Below are 23,756 nucleotides of genomic sequence, written 5' to 3'. Positions count from 1 at the left end.
ACCGCTCGGGTAATTTGCGGGGAAGTGCCGACCGCAGAAGGAGACGCCGAAATTGGACTCGAAGCTGTTCAAACCGTCCATCGATTGGTCGTCGGCATTTCAGGATTCCCTGCGGTGGCTCGCCATCGCATGGGTGATCGGTGCCGTCAGCCTGCTGGCCGCGCTGGTCGCCGCCAGGTATCTGACCCCGTGGGGCCGCCAATTCTGGCGGATCACGCGCGGTTACTTCGTCGGGCCGACCAGCGTCAGGGCCTGGCTGGGGCTCGGTGTGCTGCTGCTGCTGGTGCTCTTCTCGGTCCGACTCAACGTGCTGTTCAGCTATCAGAGCAACGACATGTACACCGCGTTGCAGGTGGCACTGAAAGGGCTCGCCACGGGGAACAATGAGGTCAAACAGTCCGGGATCCACAACTTTTGGGTCTCGCTCGGGATTTTCATCCTGCTGGCGGCCATCTTCATCGCCCGGGTGATCCTCGACATCTACCTGACGCAGCGGTTCATCATCGCCTGGCGCATGTGGTTGACGGGGCATCTCACCGACGACTGGCTCGCGGGCCGGGCCTATTACCGGGATCTGTTCATCGACAACACTATCGACAACCCCGACCAGCGCATCCAACAGGATGTCGACATCTTCACCGCCGGGGCGGGCGGCACCCCCAACATCCCGTCCAACGGGACGACCAACACCCTGCTGTTCGGTGCCGTCAACGCGGTGGCATCGGTGATCTCGTTCGCCGCGATCCTGTGGAATTTGTCCGGAGACTTCGATCTTTTCGGTGTGACCGTGCCGCGTGCGATGTTCTGGACCGTTCTGATCTATGTCTTGATCGCGACGGTGGTCGCGATTTGGCTTGGACGCCCGCTGATTTGGCTGAGCTTCAACAACGAGAAACTCAACGCCGCGTTCCGTTACGCCCTGGTGCGGTTGCGCGACGCCGCGGAGGCGGTGGGCTTCTACCGCGGCGAGCGCGTCGAGCGGGCGCAGCTGTGGGGGCGCTTCACGCCGGTCATCGACAACTACCGCAGGTTTGTCCGCCGGACCATCATCTTCAACGGATGGAACTGGTCGGCGACGCAGACCATCATTCCGCTGCCGTTGGCAATTCAGGCGCCGCGCCTGTTCGCCGGGGAGATCGCCTTCGGCGATGTCACCCAGACCGCGCAGGCTTTCGGCAACATCAACGACTCACTGTCGTTCTTCCGCAACAACTATGACGCGTTCGCGGCCTTCCGGGCGGCGATCATCCGGTTGCACGGCCTCGTCGACGCCAACAGCAAGGGCCGCGCGCTGCCCACCATTTTGGTCAAGCCCAGCGAGGATTCCGCAGTGGAGCTGCGCGGCATCGAGGTGCGCACGCCGGAGGGCGACCAGCTGGTCGACTCGCTGGACATCCAGCTCGATTCGGGCGACAGCCTGGTGATCACTGGCCGGTCCGGGGCCGGCAAGACCACGCTGCTGCGCAGCCTCGCCGAACTGTGGCCGTACGCCTCGGGGACCCTGTGCCGCCCGGACGGCGACAACGCGACGATGTTCCTGTCCCAGCTGCCGTATGTGCCGCTGGGCAGTTTGCGCACCGTGGTGTGCTACCCGAACTCGCCCGACAATGTGCCCGACGAACAGCTACGCGACGTGCTCACCAAGGTGGCCCTGGCGCCGCTGATCAACCGGCTCGACGAAGAGAACGACTGGGCCAAGGTGCTCTCGCCTGGCGAACAGCAGCGGGTCGCCTTCGCGCGCATCCTGCTGACCCAGCCGAAGGCGGTCTTCCTCGACGAGGCCACCTCCGCTCTGGACGAGGGCCTGGAATTCGCGCTGTATCAGTTGGTGCGGACCGAGCTGCCCGAGTGCGTCATGGTCAGCGTGAGCCACCGGCCCACCGTCGAACAACACCACTCCCAGCAGCTGCACCTGCTCGGCGGCGGCCCGTGGCAATTGGGACCCGTCGAGAAGGAACCCGCGCCGGTCTGACGCCTACGCTCCCCCGGCGCGTTGCGCCGCGTGCGCTCCGGCGCGGGGTCGTGGCGCGCCTACGCTCCCCCGGCGCGTTGCGCCGCGTGCGCTCCGGCGCGGCGGCCGAAGAACGACCCTTCGCCCAGCTGCGTTCCGCTCGCGTAGCCCTTGCCGTCCTGGGCGAGGTTGGACGCGCACGCCCCGGCGGCATACAAGCCGGGCACGACGGAGCCGTCTTCCCGCTGCACCTCGCCGTCGACGGTCACCGCGAGGCCGCCGATGGTGAATCCCGAGTACATCGCCCGCCCGAGCGACAGATCGAACACCGCCCACGGACCATTGTCTTGCGGCGCAAGGAATTCCGGCTGCTTGTGGAAATCGGGATCCTCGCCCGCGGCGGCATTCTTGTTGTAGCGGTCCAGCGTGGCCGCAAGATTGCCGGCCGGAATGCCAAGCGCGGCTTCCATTTCCGCGATCGTCTCGTACCCGTCGAGGAAGCGGATCAGCGGCATGGCGGGCATCTCGGTGTGCGCCTCGTCCACGATCAGGTACGCCGTCTGGTCCGGCTGCTCCAACACGAAGGCCGACGTCCGCGAGTGGTAAGAGTCCTCGGCGACGAAACGCTGGCCGTCTTTGTTGACGATCACGCCGGTCAGCAACACCTCGGGCGGGTAGGCCGCCGCGGTGATGAACAACTCGTCCATGTTCTTGGTGGCGCCGCCGGCCGAGACGCCCATCCGGATGCCGAGTCCGTCGTCGTTGGGATTGCCCAGGATGTAGGGCGCCACGACGCCGTGGTGTTTGGTGCGTCGCTCCTGACCCAATGCGGGCGTGTGCTCGGCGACCATCTCCGGGTTCATCGCGAATCCGCCGGCCGCGATGATCACGGACTTGGCTTTGATGGCGCCGGTTTCGGTGAAGTGTTTCCAGGCCACGCCGACGACCGCGCCGTCGCCGTCGGTGACCAACCTGGTCACCGACGTCTCGTAGCGGATCTGCACGCCCAGGGCGTCGGCCCGCTTGAGCAGCAGGTCGACAACCATGCTCGCGCCGCCCAATTCGCCGGGCACCGGCACCGAGTGCCCGCGCGGTGCCGGTTTGGCCCGCTCGCAGAAGGGCCAGACCTTCTCGTTGCCGGTGTAGCTCAGCCCCTCGGTGCCCGGCGGCACGACGACCTTGCCCGGGTAATAGCTGCGCTCGAACTGAAAACCCAGGTCTTCCAGCCAGTTGAAATGCTCGACGCTGCCCTCGCAGTAGGCGCGGATCTTGTCGAGTTCGGGTTCCCGCGACACCTCGACCAGATACTTGTACATCTCTTCGACGGAATCGTCTTGACCGGTCGCCTGCTGCACCGCGGTCCCGCCACCGAGGTAAAAGTGGCCCCCGGCGAGCGAAGTGGTGCCGCCCGCCGCGGCCGCGCGTTCGAGCACCAGCACCCGCGCGCCGGCGGCGGCCGCACTGACCGCGGCGCAACCGCCGGCAATGCCGAACCCGATCACCAGGACGTCGACGTCATCCGACCACGCGGTCACGTCGTTCGCGCTGACTGTCGCCGGTATCTCCGTGCTCATGGGCGCCACTCCTCCTCATCGCTGCGTCGCGCACCGTCGCCGGCGCGGCTCACCGCTGCTCCTGTTTGATGTAGTCGTAAAAGGCCCGCATTTCGGGCGAAACGTACGCAACCTCCACATACGGCACACCCGCCTGCGGCGCGGACAGGTAGACGAAGTGGATGCCGCCGGGCATCACGCCTCGCTGCACAACCGCGGCGCCCCGCTCGCCGGCCTCGCTCACCGCCACTTCCAGTTGCTCGGGGCTTTCGACCTCCATGCAGACGTGGTGCAAACCCGGCCCGCACTCGGACAGGAAGTCACTATAGATGTTCTGGCCGCGGACCGGCTGGATCAGTTCCAACTGCATGTCGCCGAGGTAGCTCAGCGAGATGCTGGCAAAGAAGTCGGCGGCCTCGCCGCGGTAGCTGCACGCTTCCGGAGCAAAGTGCACCTCGGGTATGCGCACCCACTTGCGCACCCCTAACAGGCCGGTGAGGGCCGTTTCGGTGGCATCCAGGTCGCCGGTGACCCAGGCAATCTGCGTCGGTGATTCGAGGGGAAGCGTCATCGTCTCGCACAATAGTCCAGCCGCCGGGCCGCCAGAAAGGGCCCGAATGACTTTGCCGTGGGCGGCTGCTCCGGCCGCCTGCTCACCGGGTGAACACGTTCTAATTATGGTTTGCCGGCGGCCGCCGCGCCCGTCAGTGCCGGCTCAGTACGTCCACCAGCAGCCGCAGCTGGGCCTCGAAGACGCCCTGCGGGTCGGTCAGGGTGTCGGCGCCGTATTGCCCGAACACCTCGAGGCTGATGGCGCCGAGCACACCCGCCCACAGCAAAAAGCACTTGGCCAGCACCTGGTCGTCACCGGGGAACCCGAATTCCTGACGGATCCGTTCGAAGTCCGACGACATCGGTTGCGGGGCAACATCATTGGTCAGCCGGATGTCACCTGTGGCGATTCCCGCCGCGACCGCGTCGAACAGCGCCGCCACCACCCGGGTACCCACCGCAACCGTGCGCTCGGGCGGCGCGTGATATCCGGGCACGGGACTGCCGTACAGCAGGGCCCAGCAGGCCGGGTGCGCGACGGCCCACTCCCGGGTGGCTCGCGCGATGGCGACGACATCGTCGCTCCACAGGTCGCCGACCGACTGACGGGCGCGATCCACGGCATCGGCCAGGTCGGAATAGGCGTCGACGAGCAGCAGGGTCAGCAGTTCGTCGCGGCTGGACACGTAGCGGTACACCGCCGAGGACACCATGCCCAGGTCGCGGGCTATCGCACGCACCGACAGTCCGGCGGCGCCGCGGTCGACCAACTGGCGGCGACCGAGTTCGATGATGCGCGCCTCGATCTGCTCGCGCGATTCCTGGCGTTTGCCCACGCCGCCAGTCTGTCACGACCGAGAACACCGCTCTTGCTTTCCGCGGCGGGTCGTGGCAGCATCGTCGAAACCGAGAGCATCGCTCTCGTTTTGATCGGGATTGCTGAGAGGCCACGACATGTCCACGCGATACGAAGAACCGAACCGGGCCGCGCGCGCCGCCAACCGGGTCATCCGCTGGCTGGCCGAAGCGGGGATCAGCATCGCCGGCACCCGGGCCTTGCGGGTGCGCGGTCGCAAAACCGGAAAGCCGCGCGCCGTCGTGATCAACCTGCTGACCGTCGACGGCGTCGACTACCTGGTCTCCCCGCGCGGCAACACCCAGTGGGCCCGCAATGTCCGGGCGGCCGCCGTCGTCGAGGTGGGCCCCCGCTGGCACCGGCGCAGCCTCCGGGTCAGCGAGGTCGATGACGCGGCCAAGCCCGAGCTGCTGAGGCGCTATCTGGCCCGGTGGTATTGGCAGGTCAAGGGGTACGTCGCCGGATTAACCCCGGACAGCACCGACGAGCAGTTCCGCGCCGCCGCTCCCTCGATTCCGGTGTTCGCGCTGACCCCGATCGGCGCAGCCGGCTTGGCCTAGTGCGCGTTGTCGCGCACGCAATGACCTAGTGCGCGTTGTCGCGCACGCCGAGATCCTCGCGGACCTCCTGCGACGTGGCCCCCCACGACACCGCGGCGGGCAAGTCACCCCACACGCTGTTGAAGATCCCGACGATCTGTCCCGGGCCGCCGTTGGGCGCCAGGTACACCGGTCCGCCCGAATCGCCGTTGTGGCTTTGCACGCCGTGCGACATGGTGAACCAGCCGTTGTTCACGCTTTCCACCGTCCCGCAGGTTTCCCCGGTGATCACGCCGAAATGGCAGACGGGCTGTCCGGGCGCGAGCGCCAGCCCGGGGTCGGAGACGAGCGGCCGACCGCCCGGCAGGATGTTGTTCGCCGTCACGCTGTTGTCCAGCACGATCGCTTCGTAGTCGCTGATCGTCTGGCTGGTGGACACCGTCGTCCCGCTGGGCGTGTTGTCCCGGAAGGCCGCCATCCGGCCGATGACGGCGCCGCCCCGGTCCGTCACCACTCCGGCCCCGCTACGGCAGTGGCCCGCGGTGAATGCGATCTTGAGAGCGGGGTCGACGTAGCCGAGCGTGCACACCCGGTTGTCCTGGCGTATCTCCATGCCCGGGTACACCATGACGTCGGCTTTGGCCTGCGCGGCCGGCAGCAAGGAGGCGAGCGCTGCGACAGTAGTCGACGCGGCGAATGCGCGCGTTGCCAGTCGATGCACCATGAACTCCGATCCATCGGGCCGATACTGACGGGAGGCGGGGGTCACGGCGTAACCCTCCTCCACGCTCGGCTTTTCGCGCCGGCCCGCGCAAATGTTACAGCGAGGTCACGAGCGGGGTGGTGGCGTCGGCCGGACGGGCCGCCCGCGGCAGCCAGCCCGGCGGGCCGAACACGTACCCCAACCGGTCACGCAGGCGCGTCGCCGAGCGCCAGTCGCGGGCAATCGCGACGTATTCGCGGGTCTGCAACGTCCAGATGTTGAACGTGTCCACCCGCTTGGTGAGCCCGTAATGCGGCCGGAACAGCTCGGGCTGGAAGGTGCCGAAGAGCCGGTCCCAGACGATGAAGATGCCGCCGTAGTTCTTGTCGAGATACACCTTGTCCATTCCGTGGTGCACCCGGTGGTGCGACGGCGTGTTGAAGACGAACTCGAACGGTCGCGGCAGCTTGTCGATGCGCTCGGTGTGGATCCAGAACTGGTAGATCAAGTTCAGCGAAAAACTGAAGAACACCATCCACGGTGGAATCCCCAACAGCGGCAACGGGATCCACATCAGGATTTCGCCGCTGTTGTTCCACTTCTGGCGCAGCGCGGTGGCGAAGTTGTAGTACTCGCTGGAGTGATGGGCCTGGTGCGTCGCCCAGATCAACCGCACGCGGTGCGCGATCCGGTGATAGGCGTAGTAGAGCAGGTCCACACCGAGGATCGCGATCACCCAGGTGTACCAACGGGTCGCGGGCAGCTGCCAGGGCGCCACGTAGGCGTAGATCGCCGCGTAGCCGAACAGCGCCAGCGTCTTCCAGCCGGCGGTGGTGGCCACCGACACCAGCCCCATCGAGATGCTCGCCATCGAGTCGCGGGTCAGGTGGGCTCCCGAGGCCGGCCGCGCGGCAACGACGGCGTCGGCCCCCTCGGCCGCCTCGGCCGTCAGATGTTCCAGCTTTCGGGCGGCGGTCCATTCGAGGGTCAACAGCAGCAGGAAGAACGGGACGGCGAAGAGCACCGGATCCCGCATCTGCGGAGGCAGCGCGGATAGGAAGCCTGAGAGGGCGCTCACACAGGTAAGACTACGACGAGCGCCGCGGTATTCACCTCGCCACGGTCGGTCGGGCGCCGCACCGCGGTGGCACGTCGATCAGCGACGATCGTCGGACTGCGCTTCGTCCCCGGCATACCACTGCACCGCGCGGACGCCGGGCAGCAGCGACAGTTCGGCCACCAGCCGCTCCAGCCGCGCCGGGGCATCGCCGTTCATCAGCAGGTGGGCGGTCAGCGCGACCTCATCGCCGTCCGGGTTGCCGGTGTGGATCCCGCGAAGCGTGATGTCGTTGCTGCCGGCGTGCTGGACGATCTGGGCGCGGGCGTACTTCTCGTGCTTGGGACGGCAGATCACCTGGACCAGATACGGCAGCAGGCTTTCGTCTTCCTCGGCGCTGTTGTCGCGATCGATCAGCCGGCCGAGCGGGCGTCCCAGGACATGAATGCCGACGACGGTGGCGGTGCCGATCAGCGCGAACACCAGGTGCCCGGAAGCCGCCAGCACGCCGATCGCCGCCGAGCACCACAATGTGGCGGCCGTGTTCAGGCCACGGACGTTGACGCCCTCCCGCAGGATCACCCCACCGCCGAGGAATCCGATACCGGACACCACATAGGACGCGACGCGCGTCGGGCTGCTGTCGGAGGTGGCGGCCGCGTACAGGACGAACAGGGTGGCGCCTCCGGCGACCAGCGCGTTGGTGCGCAGCCCGGCCCGACGCGCCCGCCATTGCCGTTCCAGGCCGATGAGGGCGCCGCAGCCGACGCCGACGCCGAGCCGGAGCGCGAAATCGAGGGCGCTCAACGTCTCCAACGACACGCTCCTTCCCGGTTGCAAGACGGCGAAGGGAGCTAACCAGATCCGGGTTAACGGCAAGTGGAGCCGACCGAATCGCCGACGTCGGGAGTATCCCCCGCGAACGGCGAGCCCGGGCTAACCGGTTTTGGGCGTCAGGTGGTGCGGACAGTAGGCGCTCGACGCGAGCGCCGCGAATTTGGCCGCGGCGTCCATCGTCATGCCGGGGTTTTGGTCCTTGATGTCGCTGACGACCTGCAAACCCGTTTCACCCCTGCCCAGCAAGCCGCACACGGCTTTGGCGGACGCGATGACCTGGCCGGGGCTGCTGTAGGTGATGCCCGAACTGTCGAGGTTTGCCAGAAACGCCCCATCGTCCCCCTCGGGCTCGGCATGCGCGAGCGCCGCGAAGCTGATCGTGCCGATGGCGCCGAGCAGCGCCAGTAGGAGTCTCATACCGTTCGCGCCCTCCTGACCGGGGCGTCGGGCGGGGTCACCGTGGGCTTGTCACCACTGGACACGTGCACCGCATGGATGCCGGGCTTTGTCGACAGTTGGTCGAGCAGAGCGTCCAGGCCGGCCTTGTCGACATTCCAGTGCTGCACGGCTTCCGGTTGCTTTTGCAGCTTCGCGATGACGTCGTCGAGTTTGACGGGGGCGGTGCTCTTCGTGGCACCGCCGGCCCGGACGCCTCTGCCGCCCACTACTTGCGGCGCGACAGCGCCGAGGGCGCCCCCGGTCAGGCTGCCCAGTGCCATCTGACCGAGCAGGCTGCCTGGGATCGCGGCGGTGGGGGCCGCGGCCAGGCCGGCGGCCGGAAGGCTGCTGGCCAGCCTGATCGCCGGGGTCGCCGAGGCCCAGGTCGGCGGCACCGACAATTTGCCCACAACGTTCGCCTCGCCCACGCCGGCTGATACCGCGCCGGTCAGGCCCGCGCCGGCCGACCGCAGACCGAGCCCTGCACCCAAGGCGGACTTCGGGATTTCGATGCCCTCGACCGGGACTTTGTAGAACATCTTGAACTCGGTCATGGCGAGGTTGATCGGGCTCATGCTGTCGTTGGCGACCGTGCTGAACCGGCCGATGTCGGCGAGGATGCCGAAGGTGTTCTGCCACGTCGTGCCGGCCAGCGGGGAACCCGTGAGGGTGTTGAGCACCTGGTCCCAGAACTCCATGTAGCCGCGGGAAGCGCTGCCGAGGGCCTCGAGTAGCTGGCTGATGATGCCCGACGGTGGGGACGCGGCGTCCGCGGCCGCACCGGTACCGCTTGCTAAAGCGCTGGCCTGGCCCACCGCGGCCGACTGGGCGGCGATTCCCGTCGCGTTGGTGGTCTGGGGTGGCTCGGTGAACGGGGTCAGCCGGGTGGCGGCGGCAGACGCGCTGGCGTAGCCGAACATCGCGGTGGCGTCCTGCGCCCACATTTCGCCGTATTCGGTCTCGGTTGCGGCGATCGCGGTGGTGTTCTGCCCGAAAACGTTGGTGGCCAACAGCATTGCCAATCGTGCGCGATTGGTCGCGATCGCGGTCGGTGGCACCACCGCCGCGAAGGCGCTCTCGTAGGCCGCCGCGGCCGCCGTCGCATGGATGGCCGCCGTCTTCGCCTGCGCCGCAATCGTCGACATCCAGGCCGCGTACGGCGCGGCGGCGGCGGCCATGGCGACCGCCGACGGGCCGGCCCACGCCTCGTTCGTCAGCCCCTCGATGACCGAACTGTAAGACGATGCGGCCGACTGCAATTCGGCCGCTAACGCGTCCCACGCGGCGGCGGCCGTCAGCATCGGTCCCGCCCCCGGACCCAGGTACATCTGGCCAGAGGTGATCTCGGGTGGCTGGAGAGCGAAATTCATCGCGGCGCCCTGGTCACAGCGGGCATGGCGCGTTCTCCATGGTGCGATGGTTCGGTGCCGTCCGAGGTGTCATGTCGAAGGTCCGCTCAATCCGCCGGTACCACAATGATTGTGGCCGTGGTGGCAACGCCATCAGCCGCCGCCGCGAGGCCGGTGGTGCCATTGCTGACGGTGCGCACACCGGCGCCCGCCAAAGCGCGTCCGGCCAGGCTCGCCGCGGCCATCTCGCCGAACATCACCCCTTGCGGCGTCGTGGGGATCGTCGGGATTGGCCCCGTACTCGCGCTCGGCAGTACCGAGGCGACTGTCTTCATCACGGGCGCGGCTGCGGCCCAGCCTTGCGGGACCGACAGCGATCCGACCAGGGTCGCGCGGCCCATGGACCCCGCTACGCCCCCGATCTCTGGTGTCACCGCGGAGACGTAGCCGCCCCGCAACGGAGCCAGCGGCGACAACCCGCCGGCGATGGCCTTCCCGCCGCCGAGCAGTTCGGCGACACCCGGCGCGTTCTGGGCCAGCCCTAAGGCCTGCAGGGACAGCAGCCACCAGCCGCCGGGCAAGATGATCGCCCCGATGGGGCTGTAGGCGCCGGTGATGGCGGCGAAAAATGGCCTGAGGGCGGCGGTGATGGGGTAAATGGCTTCGATGATCGATGCCGCCGGCGTCGCCGCCGCCGCCGAAGGGGTCGACGCCAGGCCTTGCAGCATCGTGGGCAGCGCGTCGATCAGCGCCGGCAGCTGGGATGCGACGTCCGACGCGGCGTTCTGCGCCAGCGCTGCGGATTGCCTCGCCACCGCGGACGAATCAGTCGTCCGCGGCGGCTCAGCGAAGGGCGGCAACTGGGTGGCCGCAGCCGACGCGGCGGCGTAGGCATACATCGCGGCGGCGTCCTGGGCCCACATCTCGGCGTACTCCGCTTCGGCGGCCGCGATGGCCGCGGTGTTCTGGCCGAGGATGTTCGTGGCGATCAGCGTCATCAACAGGCTGCGGTTGGCGGCGATCGCCGGTGGGGGCACGGTCGCCGCGAACGCGGTCTCGTAGGCCATGGCAGCGAGCCTTGCCTGCATCGCGGCCTGTTCCGCCTGGGCAGCGGACTGGTTTGCCCATGCCACATACGGGGCGACGGCGGCACTCATCGACGTCGCCGCCGGTCCAAACCAGGACCCGATGGTCATGCCCGAAATCGTCGAACTGTATGCCGCCGCATAGGAATACAGCTCGGCTCCCAGCGCATCCCATGCCGCGGCGGCGGCCAGCAAGGGCCCCGATCCGGCGCCCACGTACATCCGTCCCGAATTGACCTCTGGTGGCAGCGCCCCAAAGTCCACCCGTTGCCTCCCGTCCTCCTCTGGCGCCAGGGTAGGAGCGCATACGCCACCAGCCGGCAAACAAGCTCCGGCTCAAATGGAATTCATGGGATTCACAGGCGGAACATATCTATGTTTCATGTGATTGGAGAGGTGCTCCGCCGCGGTCGAACCCGCCGTCGCTAGGTCAGCGTTTTGCGTAGAGTTGCTGCGGGCAATAGTATTTCGCCGCGATCGCCAGGAAGGACGTGGCGTGATCATTGGTGAGCCCGGGGTTTTCACTCTTGAGCTCGTCCAGCATTTGCGGGCCGAATTCGCCGTTGCCCATCGACACGCACACCGCTTTGGCGAACTTGATCGCCCCGTCAGGGGTCGAGTAGGTGATGCCCGCGCTGCGCAGCGAGGCGAGGAAACCGGCCTCGTCGACGCCGGGTGCCGCCGGGTCGCCATGGGTGAGCGGGGCCAGCGCGATCGCGGCCGAAACGCCGACGCCGAGCGCGAGCAGCAGTCTCATGACCGGTGATTGTCCCATGTTCAGGAGATGACCGCAGCGGCGCGCGGCGCTTCGCAGACATGTTGAGCTGCAGTGTGTTTCACAGGTCAGCGCCGCGGGCGGGCGTCAGGCCTTGGAAAGCTGGTGGGGGCAGTAGTACTTCGCGGAAAGCACGGCGAAATTCGACGCCATCTCCATGTCCATCCCGGGATTGTGGGTTTTCACGTCGTGGACCAGCTCGAGGCCCGATTCGCCGTTGTTCAAGCACGAACACACCGCCCTGCCGGCGGCGACGGCCGACCCCGGGCTGCTGAAGCTGAAGCCGGCCTGCTGCAGCGCGGCGACGAAGCCGCCGTCGTCCCCGTCGGGCACCGGCGGAGGATCCGCGTACGCCGGTGCGGCCAACCCGATCATCACAACGACGCCAAGCAGCGCCAGTAGTCGTTTCATCGCTATCACCTTTCCGTCGTGGCGGATTGTCCGTGCCGCTCAACCCAATTGGGCATCGGCGGGTATGACCTTTGACTTGTCGCCCTTCTTCAGATGCACCGCGTGGATGCCCGGCTTCTTGGCCAGCTGCTCGAGCAGCGCGTCGAGGTTCTCTTGATCGACGTTGTGGTGCTGGACGGTTTCAGGCTGCTCCGAGATCTGTGCGACAAGGCGTTTCAGCTGTTCCGGTGATTGCTTGTCTTTGAGGTCCTTGATGGGAGTCATCCGGTTGCGCACACCGGCACGCGCCACCGTGGGTCCACCGGAGCCGACGGCGCTACCGAGCATCCCGGCCAGCCCCATCGAACTGAACAGGCTCCCCTGGCCCAGCGCGGCCGCGGGCACGGCTTCGGTTCCGGCCGCCGACAGCGCGGCCGCAACCGTTCTGATGGCCGGGGTGGACGTGGCCCAGCTCGGCGGGATGGACAGCTTTCCGACCAGGGTGCCGGCGTTGCCCATGCCGGCGATCGGGGTGATCGAGCTGTACAGGGTGCCGCGGCCGAAGCCCAACGCCCCCAGCCCGGCGCCCAGGGCGTCTTTCGGCAGCGCCCCATACCCGATGGGTGGGGCGAACTTGAGCCATTGCGACAACGGAAAGTTGACCAGCAACCCGATGTCGTTGAACTGGGTGGTCAAACCCAGCGGCACCTTCACGGCGTTGTACAAGCCCGTATAGAAGCTCGACCCGCCCGGCAGGCCGTTCAAAAGATTTGTGACGAACTGGTTGTAGAGATAGGCGAGGTTCGCCGGGCCCGAGAACAATCCGCTGTAGGGCAGAGTGGTCGTGGCGGCGCTTGCCGCGGTGTTCGCGACGTTGGCGGCGGGGGTGCTGGCCGCCGAACTCACCGCGGCCGCTTGCATCGGCTCGGCCGCCTCGTTGGTGGTCTTGGGCGCCGGGCTGAACTCCGTCAGGTTGTTGGACGCCGTCGCCGACGAGGCGAAGTAGGTGTCCATGGCGGTGGCGTCTTGAGCCCAGAACTCGCTGTACTGGGCCTCATTCGCGGCGATCGCCGACGTGTTCTGCCCGAACAGGTTGGTGGCCACCAGCTGTGCGAGCAGGGCCCTGTTTTCGGCGATCACCGCCGGCGGCACGTGTGCGGCGAAGGCCGTCTCGTAGGCGGCCGCGGCCTCGGTGGCCTGGATCGCGGATTGGGCGGCCTGCGCGGCGGTCTGCTGCATCCAGGCGACGTACGGGGCGGCCGCGCTCGCCATCGCCAGCGATGACGGTCCCACCCAGGGCCCGGCCGTCAGGCTGGAGAGCACCGACGAGTAAGACGTTGCGGTGGACTGCAATTCGGTGGCCAGGTTCTGCCAGGCCGTCGCCGCGGCCACCAAAGACCCCGCGCCCGGACCGCTGTACATCCGGCCCGAATTGAACTCGGGTGGAAAGGCTCCGTAAAACATCTTCGTACCCCTACCTTCGCGTCCGGACGGTCGGTGATTGGCTGCCGTGCGATTGCGTCATCGCGATCACTCCTCGATGCACGGGATCACGATGATGGTGGCCGCGGCCGGATCGGCCTCGGCGGCAACGCCGCCCAGCGAACCCGCTGCCGAGGCGGCACCGCCGGCGGGCCGGGTTGCGGCGGCTGCGACGGCGCGTCCGGCCAGGCTGGACAGGGCCATCTGGCTGAACACGCCCTCTTCACCGGCCAGTGCGGCCGGCGCCGCGGCCATGTTGGTGGGCAGCACCTGGGCGATGGTTCGGATCGCGGGGGCGGCCTCGGTCCAGCCCTGCGGCACCGACATGCTGCCCACCAGAGCGGCTTTGCCCATCGACCCGGATACCTGCCCCGCCCCGACCGCGGAGCTGAGCACGGGTTTGACGGCGTTGGCGCCACTGGTCAGCGGCGCCAACGCCCCGGAAATGGCCTTGGGCCCCGCTAGATAGGCGGCGGCGCCTTGCCCGTTCTGCCCCCAGGCGTAGGCCTGGCCGAATGACAGGAATGGACCGCCCGGGATGCTGGTCCAGGACTGCGGGGAGAACGGCCCGGTGGCGACCGACCAGAACTCGTTCCAATTCGTTATCGCACTCGGCAGGGTGAGTGACGAACCGGACGCCGCCGTTGTCGTGCTGCTGGCGTTGCTCGCGGCCTGGGCCGCGGGCTGCATCGTGCTGCTCAGTTGCGCGAGGTGACTGGCGGTGTTCGAGCTTGACTGCCCGGTGCTCTGGGCGACCGCGGCCGCCTGCGTGGGGCCCGCCGAATCGTTGGTGGTCCGCGGGGGCTCGACGAACGGGGTCAGCTGAGCGGCACTAGCTGAGGTGGCCGCGTACGTGTACATCGCGGCGGCGTCCTGCGCCCACATCTCCATGTAGTGGGCTTCGGTGGCGGCGATCGCCGGCGTGTTCTGGCCGAGGATGTTGGTCGCGATCAACGTCGCGAGCAGGGCGCGGTTGGCGGCGATCACCGGCGGCGGAACCGTCGCGGCGAAGGCGGCCTCGTAGGCGCCGGCCGCGAGTTTGGCCTGGGCGCCTGCCTGTTCGGCTTGCGCGCCGGTGGCATGGATCCAGGCCACGTAGGGTGCGGCGGCGGCCGCCATGGCGATCGAGGATGGTCCCGTCCACGGTCCCGTTGCAAGCGTCTCGATGGTCGAGCTGTACGACGCCCCGGTGCTTTGCAGCTCGGCGGCCAATTCATCCCATGCCGCGGCAGCGGCCAGCAGCGGCCCCGAGCCCGCACCGACGTACATCCGCCCCGAGTTGTATTCCGGCGGATAAGCCCCGAAATCCAACATCTAGGGCCTCCGATCCCTCATCTGGCGGCTGGCGCACGCAGCGCTCCATGGCCGCGACATCGACACAATGGCGACACCTCGCGAGGAGTGCGACGGAATTGTTATAAGACACATGTACAAACCTCATGTGCTGCAGGCAACAAAGCCATACCGCTCCTAGCTGTAAATGGATGCCCGAATGGCATATGAACAACTGGTCAAGCCACGCTGCTATTGCACTGACGATGCTGACCAACGCTTATTCGGTGGGCGTTCCCATCAGGTAAACGTTCGTTAAACAAATGTGTTTGCAACGGCTTGACCAGTGTGAGAACGCTGCATAGCAACGTTGAGTTAGTGGTGTAAATCACGTGGTAAAGCCAAATGTGGGCAGCATCGACCGACGGCTTGATACAACTCAATCCGTGAATGTCTAACTCGCGTATTCTGAATGCATAGTCGGCACCATTGCCGACGTTATAAACTACGCTCAGAAGCTACCGCTGTGGTCTCCGATCGCGAATCTTCACAACCTCCTATATAGGTTCAAGAAATCATTAAGCGCGATATTGTGCGGACCGTCGGAATAGCGCCCCGGACATCCCGGCATTGCCGCGGAAGGTAACTGGAACTTAAGGACCGACGCCCGTGGTGACCTTCCGACTGGCGAGCCGAGCAGCGGCGCTCCACGGGACACCGGTAGTAACCGGCACATCACGAACGACGGCCCGATATTCGGCGTCCGAGAGCGCGGCCCGGGCGCGGATCAAAGCACCTCGGGCAGCTATAGCGCCGAACTGATAATTGATCGTCACAACCGTTCTCCTCAGGTTCCCTCATACGAGTAGACGCGGTCACTCTGCTGTAGCACTGATTAGCTACTGGCAGTTTCCTGGAAGGCCGTTTCTGCAGATCACTGCCGACTTCCGGTCTCACTGGAAGCAGCGACAACGGACGATGAGACATTGCCGAACAGCCCGCCATTGTGGATCGCACGCCGGATAAGGGATCGACGGCCGGGGCATCACGAAGCCGGCCCGTCCCCGGCGCCGATTGGGCAGGGCGACGCCGTCAGCGACGCGCCACCCGGCGTTCGTCAGCCTCCGGTGTGGGCGTTAGCCACTGCTGTGCGGGTTCGTTCCGCCATCGCTGGTGGAGAGACGGTCGGGACAGTAGGCGCTGGCGGCGGCCTGGACGAAAAGGGCGGATTTTGCTGCGGTAAACGCCGGGTTGAGCTCATGGACGTCCCTGATGATGTCGAGCTCCGTGGTCCCTGAGTTGGCCAAGTCGCATACCTTTTGCCCCGCCTTTATCGCGCGGTCGGGGTTCGAGTAGGTGATACCCGCCTTGTTGAGCGCGGCAAGGAATGCGTCGTCGTCGGAGTCGGCGTGCGCTGGTATTGCCGTGCCGACCACGGCAATGACGGCGGTCAGAATCGGTAGGTACCTCATGTCGGAATTCCCTCTCTTTATCCGGCGGCCGGTGGGCGACCCATGATGCGGGGGCGAAACCCGTACATCGGCTCGGAGAACTCGTCCTCGTGCCCACCGGGGAGGCCCGCCAGCGGCACACCCGGCATGCCGACTGCCCCGGCCTGTTCCGTCACCATCGGGGTGGCAGAGCCGAACCCGTGGTAAGCGCCTAGGCCGACCTGGGTCGTCGCCGCCACTGGCGTGATTGCCGCTCCAGCCGCACCCCAGGCCGGCGGAACCGACAGGGCCCCGACCAGACTCGCCTGTCCGACGCCGGCTACCGCTGCCACGCCGGGCGCGGTCACCGACGCCAGGTTGGCGGTGCCCCCAAGGCCGGCGGCCAGCACCCCCAGTCCCGACGTGCTTGCGTCTACCGCATTCAAGGACGAGATGGAATTCATGTTGACCGCCGAATCGACGAACGACGTCGGGTTCAACAACCCGCTGGTGGTAAACGCGTTGGACAAGTTTGCGACCGAGGCGTTGTTGAGGAAGCTCCCAAATACGTTGCCGTCGGATCCATCCAAAAAGTTCATGAGTCCGGCCAGCCCGGGCTGGCCGGAGCCGTTGGTGTTGGGCGCGAGTCCCAGCCATGCAAGTAGTCCCCCCGACGGGTCGCTGGCGCCGGTCGCGGCGTTGGCTTGAGCGACCGTGGCGGCTTGCTGCGCGATGCCGCCGCCGGTGGTGCCGGACCGCGGCTGTTGGAACGGGGTCATTTGAGTTGCCGCGCGCGAGGCGGTGCTGTAGGTGGTCATCGCGGCGGCGTCTTGCGCCCACATCTCGCCATATTGGGCCTCGTTGGCCGCGATCAATCCAGTGTTCTGGCCGAACAGGTTGCTCGCCACCAAGTTGGTCAGCTGCGTGCGGTTGGCCGCGACGAGGGCCGGGGGCACGGTTGCGGCGAACGCGGCCTCGTATGCGGCCGCGGCGGCGGTGGCTTGGGTACCGGCCCGCTCCGCCTGGACGGCGGTGTTGTTGAGCCACTCGACGAACGGTGCCACCGACGCCGACATTTTCGCCGAGGACGGTCCGAACCAGGATTCGCTGGTGAGCGCCGCGATCACCGATTCATAACTGGTTGCAGCGGAACGCATTTCAGCGGAAATGGCGTTCCACGCGGCGGCGGCGGTCAGCATCGATTCCGAGCCGGGGCCGGAATACATTCTGGCCGAGTTGATTTCGGGTGGCAATCCCGCATATAGCGACATGACATCTTCTCCAGAGTTCTCAGCCGGCGGCCGGCGGACGTGGCATGACGACGGGCCGGAACCCGTACTTGGGGATGGCGCGGCGCAGTCGCCGACCGGTGCTACCCACCGGCCCCGCGACACCTCCGGGCCCGCCCGCGGCCGGGGCTGCCGTCGCGTCGGTGAGACCGGTGACGCCGGTGGCCTGGACGGCCGTTTGACCAGGGTTGATATTGGCCGTCGACGTCCAGCTCTGCGGCACGGACAGCGACCCCACCAGATGCGCATTGCCCACCCCGCCAGACGCGCCGCCCAGGCCGGCCGACCCCACCGTGCTCGACGCCAGGTCGGCACTCGTCATGCCTTCGGCGTCGGCGGCGAAATCCGCGAGGCCCCCCAGCGTCGTCGCATGCTGGGCCGCCAGGACGCCCTGGACCGAGGAAATGATGAACTGCGGGTTGAAGGGACCGCCGGCCAGCGCGCCATTGACCACGGCCGTGCTGAAGAAGTTGCCGTTCGTGAACGTACCGAAAGCGGAATTATCCGATCCGCTCAGCAGGCCGGCCAGATACGACGACACCGAACCGGGCGACGAGATACCGCCCCCGCCCGACGACACTGCCGACTGCACCGAACCCGCCGGCGTCTGGGCCGCCTGGGCCACGGTGTTCGCCTGCGCCGCCACCCCGTCGGTATTCGCCGTGGACGGCGGCGCAGCCAACGGAGCCAGTTGGGACGCGGTGCTCGAAGCGCTGGCGTAGCCGTTCATCGCGGCCGCGTCCTGCGCCCACATTTCGGCATACTGTGCCTCGGTGGCCGCGATCGCGGGCGTGTTCTGGCCGAACACATTGGTTGCCACCAGCGCGGCCAACTGAGCGCGGTTGGCCGCGATCACCGGCGGTGGCACCGTCATGGCAAAGGCCGACTCGAAGGCGGACGCTGCCGCGAACGCCTGGCCGCTGGCCTCCTCGGCGTGCGTGGCGGTGCCGTCCAGCCAGGCCAGATAGGGCGCGGCCGCGGCCAACATCGACATCGAGGACGGCCCCAGCCAACCCGAACCGGTCAGTTCGGTCACCACAGACCCGTAAGCGGCTGCGGCGGAGCGCATCTCCGCGGCCATCGTGCTCCATGCCGCGGCGGCGGCCAGCATTGGGCCCGATCCGGGCCCGGAATACATTCTGGCCGAGTTGATTTCCGGCGGCAGCGCCGCAAAATCCAACATGATGCATTCCCGACGATTTCAGCGGGCCGCGGCTGCGTTGATGGCCTCGGTGGCCGCATACGAGCCGGCGCTGGCCTGCAAGGTGATCACGAAGTTCTCGTGCAGCGCCGCTGCCTGGGCGCTCAACGCCTGGAACAGCTGGCCGTGTCCGGCGAATTGCGCCGCCGTCAGCATCGACACCACATCCGCTGCGGCAGGCACCACCCCGGTCATCGGGGCCGCGGTGGCCGAGCTCTGCGCGGTCAGCGCCGAACCGATCTCTTGCAGCCGGCTGGCGGCCACGGCCAGCGAATCCGGCTGTGCGGTAACAAAGTTCATCACAAATCTCCCCACCAAGAAAGGAGGCGAGCCAGGATCCCTGGCCGCGCCGGGGCGCGCATCAGCGCCACACGTCAGTGAGCGCGCGCGTTACGAAAGGTGGCTAATTACAAGCCAATTCAGGAAATATCGATGCCGAGGTCGGATCGAAGCGAAATGGTCATCGATCTGGAATACGGACTGTCGTCGGGACTCACGTCGCTCTCACCTCCTCCAAGCCAGGGCACGCGGGGGTGCCACACGGTGCACACGGGGAGGAACAGCCAGGCGAAACGGCCGGCTGCGGCACCCCTCTCGTCAGAGCTTCGGCACCACACGGCGTATCCGGCTAGCTGAAGCCGGAAGCCACTTGGGCTCAACCCTTAATCCGGGAAGAGCTGTCCTGACCCTGGGCGTCTTTCGACGTTCGAGGTCAGTGGCCTATGTCCGTGCAGACGCCTCACCTAGCGAGGTGCTTGCATTGGCCATGGTGGCACTCGGCGGTCGTCGAGTCAAGCTGAAGGACAACGCATCCCCAGCGGTTCACGCGCCCGTCACCTGGGGGCGCGCGCAATGGCGGCCACCGGACGGGCCAGGACCCGGTTAGTCCGCCTTCTTCTCGGCGACCGCCGCGCTGAGACCCTCGGCCAGATCCTCCCGCGTCAGTTCCTTGAACCGCAGCAGTTGACGTTCGCTGAATTCGGTCACGTCGCTGGCCAGCACCGCATCCAGGTCCTCGTCGTCCAGACGGAAACTGCGGTGATCCCGGGCCTTCTCCACCACGTTGCGCACGAAACCGGCGTTGCCGAGCGTATCGATGCCGCGGATGAGATCGCCGTCCTCGGAATAACTTTCGTCGAGATAGAACTTTGTGTACGACGGCAGCAACGCTTGGGCCGACTCATCGGTGATGACGTCTTCGTTCTCCTGGCCCATCAACCGTGTCAGCGCGACCAGCTCGTCCGGGGTGTAACTGAAGAACTCGATGACGGTCGAAAACCGCCGTCGCAGACCCTGATTCACTTCCAGCATTTTGTCCATGGCCTTGGCGTAACCGGCGCCGAAGACCACCAGCTCGTCGCGGTGGTTCTCCATGTACAGCAGCAGCGTGTTGATGATCGCGTTGCCATACGGGTCACCCTGCTGGTAACCCTTCTCGTGCAGCGTGTGCATCTCGTCGAAGAAGACCGCGCCACCGAGGGCGCCCTCGAGCATCTCCTCGGTGTTCTTCTCCGCGTCGGCCATGTACCGCCCCAGCAGCTTGGTGCGGCTGGTCTCCACCACCACGGGCTTGCGCAGCACGGTCAACCCGCACAGCTGCTTGCTGAAAGCCCTTGCCACCGAGGTCTTTCCGGTGCCAGGCGGTCCGAGCAACAGCGTGTGGCGCGAGGTCACGGGCACCGGGAGGCCCATCTTGGCGCGCGCCAGGTTCACCTTGGTCGTCGACTTGATGAGCTTGATCTCGCGCTTGGCACGTTCCATGCCCAGCATGGCGTTGAGCTCGGCGTCGCCCTCGGCCAGGTACTTCGCCGCCTCTTCGGCGTGACGAGCGGCCTCGGTCTCGGCCCGGGTCGGCGCGCTGTCCTGGTCCCACGGGTCGGTGCGGGCCTCGATCGTTTCCGGGTCGGTCAAGACCAGCCGATAGTTGGGGTTGTCCAGCGCCTCGCGGGCCGGCGTGAACTTCGGGTCCCGCGAGTACACCCGCCGCAGCAACTCGACGGCCTCGTCCTCGCGGCCGAGGTGCCGCAGGCACATCCCCTGGGTGTACAGGGCGATGTTGGCCGCGCCGGGCACCCGGTCACCTTCGATGGCGTCCTGACCGCGGCGCAAGGCCTCCTCAAACACACCCAGCGAAGCCAGCGCCGTGGTGGCCATCGCGGCACCCGCGGCCTTCAGCTCGGGCTGCCGCCAACTCTTGCCCTCGGCGAACTGGTTGAGCACATCCGGCCACCGAGCGGTGCGGAAGTACAGCACGCCGCGCACGTAGCTGACGAGTTCCTCGTCGACGGGCTGGCGGGGCTCGACGCTGTCGATGAGTTTCGCGGCTTCCTCGTAGCGTTTCGCTTCGGCCAGGACCGCGGCGTACGCGCACGCCAACGTCTCGACGCTGGTCACCGCCAGCCGCAGGAACAGCCCGTCGGAGACCTCGGGACGGAACTGCAGCTCGGTGACCCCGAGGCGGCGAGTCTCCCAACCGAACGTCCGGATGGCCGACCACGCGCCGGAGAGCACGTCAATGCTCTGCTCCCCCACCAGGATTCGCGCCAGCCAGGCGTCACACATGCCCGGATCCAGGTTGGTCGCGGTGGCGAACATCTGCGCCGCGACCTGCGGGTTGTGGCTGGGCTGCAGCCCGTTGACCGAGACGCCGGAGGCCAACAGGCCGGCGACCATCGCGTTGCGGGCGCCTTCAGCGGTGGATTGCGGCCTCGTCATTGCGCTACAGGTACGCCCGCCGAGCTCCCTCGCAGCTGGTCGACGGATAACGCAAGGTCTTCATCGTCGGCGCGCAGTGGACGACTCGGCACCACCAGCAGGGGGCGCGCCGTGGGGGCGGGCAGGCTGGCGCGCACCGCGGCCAGCTGGCGTCCGGTGAGACGGTTGAGCCCCGACGCGACGTTCCTGCGCAACCGCTTCTCGGTGTGGTAGCGAACCCAAGCCGATACCTGCGGCCGGCCGCCGCGCGAGGTGAGCCGGATGGTCAGCACGGTCGCGACGGTCTCGTCGTCCCACAGCTCGTCCAGCTTCTCGGTGGTGATGTCGGACGGCGACAACCACAGGCTGGTGACGAAACCGTTGAAGTGCTTGAGGCGTCGCCACCCGGGACGGCTCCAGGTCGGTTCCAGATCGGCCAGCACCGCCCGGTCGACCTCGGCGAGCTCGTCGGCCGTCAACGGCCGGGCCGCACAGGTCAGCCCGTCGAGGTCCTGGGCGAGCCGCTCGGTGGCCGCCACCAGGGTGGACGCCAGCGAATCGCGGGCGGCCACAGCGGCGACGTTGCGCTGCGGGTTCATCCGCAACACCAGCCAGGTGCGGCGAATGTAGGAGGTGGGCTGGTCGTGGGCCACCTCCCACTCTTCGGGCCCCCAGTCGTCCAGCTTGGACAACTCCGCGGCTCTGGCTTCGGGGCCGCCGCGCCGGACCTTCACCGACACGATGTCGATGTCGTCGAGGTGGATGTCGAACTGGCGCAGGCCCGACGCTACCGCCGACACCAGCAGCGTGGGGGGCGAATTGCGGTGCCGAAGCCGCGAGGCCGACTCCTCGTCACCCCCGTTGATCGCGATCACCGTGACCAACTGGCCGTCGTGCTGGCGCACGCCGACCGTGTCGCGCCCGTATTTGCGTTGGTGGTCGAGGGCCGGGGTGCAGCCGGCGGCCAGCGCCGAACCCGGGTCGGCGGACCAGTCCCACAGCCACGTGGCCAACCCCGAGGTCACCGTCAGCCCGTGATAGGTGACCAGCGACAGCAGCGTCACCAGCAGGGCCAGACCGACGCCCACCCAGAACGCGATGCGATACGTGCCCTGCCAGGACTCGGGGCAGTGGCTGGCCACCACCATGATCACCACGTCGACCAAGAACACCGCGGTCAGCCGCGGCCACGTTAACGACAACCCAAATCTGCGCTGAGCCTTCATGAGTGTTGCTGCTCCGCCCCTATTGCTGTTTCCGCGATCGCTTCATCAGCATCGCCGTACCGAACACTCCGCCGCCGATGAGTAGCGCGCCCAGCAAGCCGCCGGCGGCCACCCACACTGGCACCATATCCCGGTGCGGCACGGGTTTCGGAATGTTGAGCGGTGCCGACAGTTGCTGCGGCGGTTTCACCGGACCGTCGGGCACGTCCCAGGTCAAAGCCGCCACCGGGTCGACGACGCCGTGACCAACCTGGTTGTCCACGCCTCGTGCCGGCGCCCGGGCGGTGCGCGTCAACCGGTTGATGACCTGATACGCCGATAGCTGCGGGAACTTCGCCCGCACGAGCGCGGCGACCCCGGACACGATCGCCGCCGAGAAGCTGGTGCCGGACGGGACCAGCAGCGTGTTGTCGGGTCCGTCGATCGCGTTGATCAGGCCGTCGTCGCGGGGCGACAGACCGATGACGTCCGTTCCCGGTGCGGCGATCCCGACCCACGGCCCGGCCACGCTCGTCGACGCCTGACCCTGATTGCCCTGGCTGAGCGGGCGGCCGTCGTTGTCCACGGCGCCGACCGTCAGGACGTAGTCGCTGAACCAGGACGGCGTCACGACCGTGGTGACCGCGTTCCAGTTGCGAGGATCGTTGGGCTGCAACGGATCATGCGGCGGGTTCTGCTTGCAGTCCTTCTTGCTGGTGTCACCCGCGGCGGCCACGATGACGGCGTTCTTGTCGACGGCCGCGTAGCGCACCGCCGCGCCCAGCGAGCGCTGGTCGATGATGTTGCGCGCGCTCATGCAGGTCACGTCGGAGATGTTGATGACCTGAGCCCCCATGTTGGCGGCGTGCACGATCGCCCGCGCCATCGTCTGCACGTTGTCGATCTTCGCCGAGGTCTGGGGATCCTCGTCACCGGTGTAGGCGTCCTTGAGGCCGAAGGCCTGGCTGGATTGCCGGATCGCGATGATGTCGACGTCCGGAGCCACCCCGCTGAACGCGTCCGGGCCCGCCGGGGCGCGGCCGTGCGCCAGGCGCTGCGCCAGGTCAACGGCGAACACCTGGCCGACGTCCGGGTGGG

General features: G+C 67.3%; 22 protein-coding genes and 1 riboswitch. Of the genes, 2 read left to right on the top strand and 20 right to left on the bottom strand.

Translation table 11 applies throughout. The features are described 5' to 3' along the window. Window positions 1-52: 52 nt before the first annotated feature. Window positions 53-1,972, top strand: a complete 1,920-nt coding sequence (locus A5624_RS25150) for an ABC transporter ATP-binding protein/permease (protein ID WP_066872709.1) — start codon at window positions 53-55, stop codon at window positions 1,970-1,972. A 59-nt stretch (window positions 1,973-2,031) separates the two neighbouring features. Here A5624_RS25150 and A5624_RS25145 read toward each other — a convergent pair whose 3' ends face one another. The 3 genes from A5624_RS25145 to A5624_RS25135 all read right to left on the bottom strand — a co-directional run bounded on the left by A5624_RS25145 (window position 2,032) and on the right by A5624_RS25135 (window position 4,892). Next, window positions 2,032-3,525, bottom strand: a complete 1,494-nt coding sequence (locus tag A5624_RS25145) for an FAD-binding protein (protein WP_066872707.1) — start codon at window positions 3,523-3,525, stop codon at window positions 2,032-2,034. A 49-nt stretch (window positions 3,526-3,574) separates the two neighbouring features. Beyond that, window positions 3,575-4,075, bottom strand: coding sequence for a VOC family protein (locus tag A5624_RS25140; RefSeq protein ID WP_066872704.1), 501 nt, complete (start codon window positions 4,073-4,075; stop codon window positions 3,575-3,577). 133 nt (window positions 4,076-4,208) lie between these two features. Beyond that, window positions 4,209-4,892: a TetR/AcrR family transcriptional regulator gene (locus A5624_RS25135; protein WP_066872701.1), complete on the bottom strand. Its 684-nt coding sequence runs from the start codon at window positions 4,890-4,892 to the stop codon at window positions 4,209-4,211. A 118-nt stretch (window positions 4,893-5,010) separates the two neighbouring features. Here A5624_RS25135 and A5624_RS25130 point away from each other — a divergent pair, with 118 nt between their 5' ends. After that, window positions 5,011-5,472, top strand: coding sequence for a nitroreductase family deazaflavin-dependent oxidoreductase (locus tag A5624_RS25130; RefSeq protein ID WP_066872698.1), 462 nt, complete (start codon window positions 5,011-5,013; stop codon window positions 5,470-5,472). Between the two features lie 25 nt (window positions 5,473-5,497). On the opposite strand, the gene A5624_RS25125 is transcribed toward A5624_RS25130, so the two are convergent. From A5624_RS25125 to A5624_RS25045, 17 genes are all read right to left on the bottom strand, one after another. After that, the gene (locus tag A5624_RS25125; protein ID WP_066872695.1) at window positions 5,498-6,175 is read right to left on the bottom strand and encodes a hypothetical protein; all 678 of its coding nucleotides are present in this window, start codon (window positions 6,173-6,175) and stop codon (window positions 5,498-5,500) included. A 94-nt stretch (window positions 6,176-6,269) separates the two neighbouring features. After that, a complete protein-coding gene (locus A5624_RS25120; protein WP_066872692.1) occupies window positions 6,270-7,232 on the bottom strand; it encodes a sterol desaturase family protein in 963 nt (320 codons plus the stop codon). A gap of 78 nt (window positions 7,233-7,310) precedes the next feature. After that, window positions 7,311-8,027 (bottom strand): MgtC/SapB family protein, encoded by a 717-nt coding sequence (locus A5624_RS25115; RefSeq protein WP_066872826.1) that lies wholly within the window; start codon window positions 8,025-8,027, stop codon window positions 7,311-7,313. A gap of 120 nt (window positions 8,028-8,147) precedes the next feature. Then, window positions 8,148-8,465, bottom strand: a complete 318-nt coding sequence (locus A5624_RS25110; protein WP_066872689.1) for a DUF732 domain-containing protein — start codon at window positions 8,463-8,465, stop codon at window positions 8,148-8,150. Further along, window positions 8,462-9,856 carry a PPE family protein gene (locus tag A5624_RS25105; RefSeq protein WP_066872686.1) on the bottom strand — a complete coding sequence of 465 codons (1,395 nt, stop codon included), beginning with the start codon at window positions 9,854-9,856 and terminating at the stop codon, window positions 8,462-8,464. Before A5624_RS25105 ends, A5624_RS25110 begins: the two co-directional genes overlap by 4 nt. Window positions 9,857-9,942: 86 nt before the next feature. Further along, window positions 9,943-11,184, bottom strand: coding sequence for a PPE family protein (locus A5624_RS25100; protein WP_082990651.1), 1,242 nt, complete (start codon window positions 11,182-11,184; stop codon window positions 9,943-9,945). Window positions 11,185-11,350: 166 nt separating this feature from the next. Next, window positions 11,351-11,677 carry a DUF732 domain-containing protein gene (locus A5624_RS25095; RefSeq protein WP_066872679.1) on the bottom strand — a complete coding sequence of 109 codons (327 nt, stop codon included), beginning with the start codon at window positions 11,675-11,677 and terminating at the stop codon, window positions 11,351-11,353. 105 nt (window positions 11,678-11,782) lie between these two features. Then, window positions 11,783-12,106, bottom strand: coding sequence for a DUF732 domain-containing protein (locus A5624_RS25090; protein ID WP_066872676.1), 324 nt, complete (start codon window positions 12,104-12,106; stop codon window positions 11,783-11,785). 39 nt (window positions 12,107-12,145) lie between these two features. Then, on the bottom strand, window positions 12,146-13,549 hold the full coding sequence (locus A5624_RS25085; RefSeq protein WP_066872673.1) for a PPE family protein: 1,404 nt from the start codon (window positions 13,547-13,549) through the stop codon (window positions 12,146-12,148). 66 nt (window positions 13,550-13,615) lie between these two features. After that, on the bottom strand, window positions 13,616-14,881 hold the full coding sequence (locus A5624_RS25080) for a PPE family protein (RefSeq protein ID WP_066872670.1): 1,266 nt from the start codon (window positions 14,879-14,881) through the stop codon (window positions 13,616-13,618). Window positions 14,882-15,975: 1,094 nt separating this feature from the next. After that, window positions 15,976-16,311, bottom strand: a complete 336-nt coding sequence (locus A5624_RS25075; protein ID WP_066872668.1) for a DUF732 domain-containing protein — start codon at window positions 16,309-16,311, stop codon at window positions 15,976-15,978. A 17-nt stretch (window positions 16,312-16,328) separates the two neighbouring features. Continuing rightward, complete coding sequence (locus A5624_RS25070; protein WP_066872664.1) at window positions 16,329-17,540, bottom strand: PPE family protein; 1,212 nt, start codon at window positions 17,538-17,540, stop codon at window positions 16,329-16,331. A 19-nt stretch (window positions 17,541-17,559) separates the two neighbouring features. Further along, on the bottom strand, window positions 17,560-18,741 hold the full coding sequence (locus A5624_RS25065; protein WP_066872661.1) for a PPE family protein: 1,182 nt from the start codon (window positions 18,739-18,741) through the stop codon (window positions 17,560-17,562). Window positions 18,742-18,759: 18 nt separating this feature from the next. Then, window positions 18,760-19,059: a PE family protein gene (locus A5624_RS25060; RefSeq protein WP_066872658.1), complete on the bottom strand. Its 300-nt coding sequence runs from the start codon at window positions 19,057-19,059 to the stop codon at window positions 18,760-18,762. A 282-nt stretch (window positions 19,060-19,341) separates the two neighbouring features. Further along, a riboswitch (M-box (ykoK) riboswitch) is annotated at window positions 19,342-19,517 on the bottom strand. A gap of 124 nt (window positions 19,518-19,641) precedes the next feature. Further along, the gene (gene eccA5 / locus A5624_RS25055; protein ID WP_066872655.1) at window positions 19,642-21,474 is read right to left on the bottom strand and encodes a type VII secretion system ESX-5 AAA family ATPase EccA5; all 1,833 of its coding nucleotides are present in this window, start codon (window positions 21,472-21,474) and stop codon (window positions 19,642-19,644) included. Continuing rightward, entirely contained in the window at window positions 21,471-22,679 is a 1,209-nt protein-coding gene (gene eccE, locus A5624_RS25050; protein ID WP_066872652.1) for a type VII secretion protein EccE, read from the bottom strand. The genes eccA5 and eccE overlap by 4 nt, the downstream gene beginning before the upstream one ends. 19 nt (window positions 22,680-22,698) lie before the next feature. Beyond that, on the bottom strand, window positions 22,699-23,756 hold a 1,058-nt coding region (locus tag A5624_RS25045; RefSeq protein WP_232002325.1), incomplete at its 5' end, for a S8 family serine peptidase.

The sequence above is a fragment of the Mycobacterium sp. 1482292.6 genome, assembly GCF_001672995.1.
In the GTDB taxonomy this organism is placed as follows: Bacteria; Actinomycetota; Actinomycetes; order Mycobacteriales; family Mycobacteriaceae; genus Mycobacterium; species Mycobacterium europaeum_A.
This window is presented reverse-complemented; position numbering and strand designations above follow the sequence as displayed.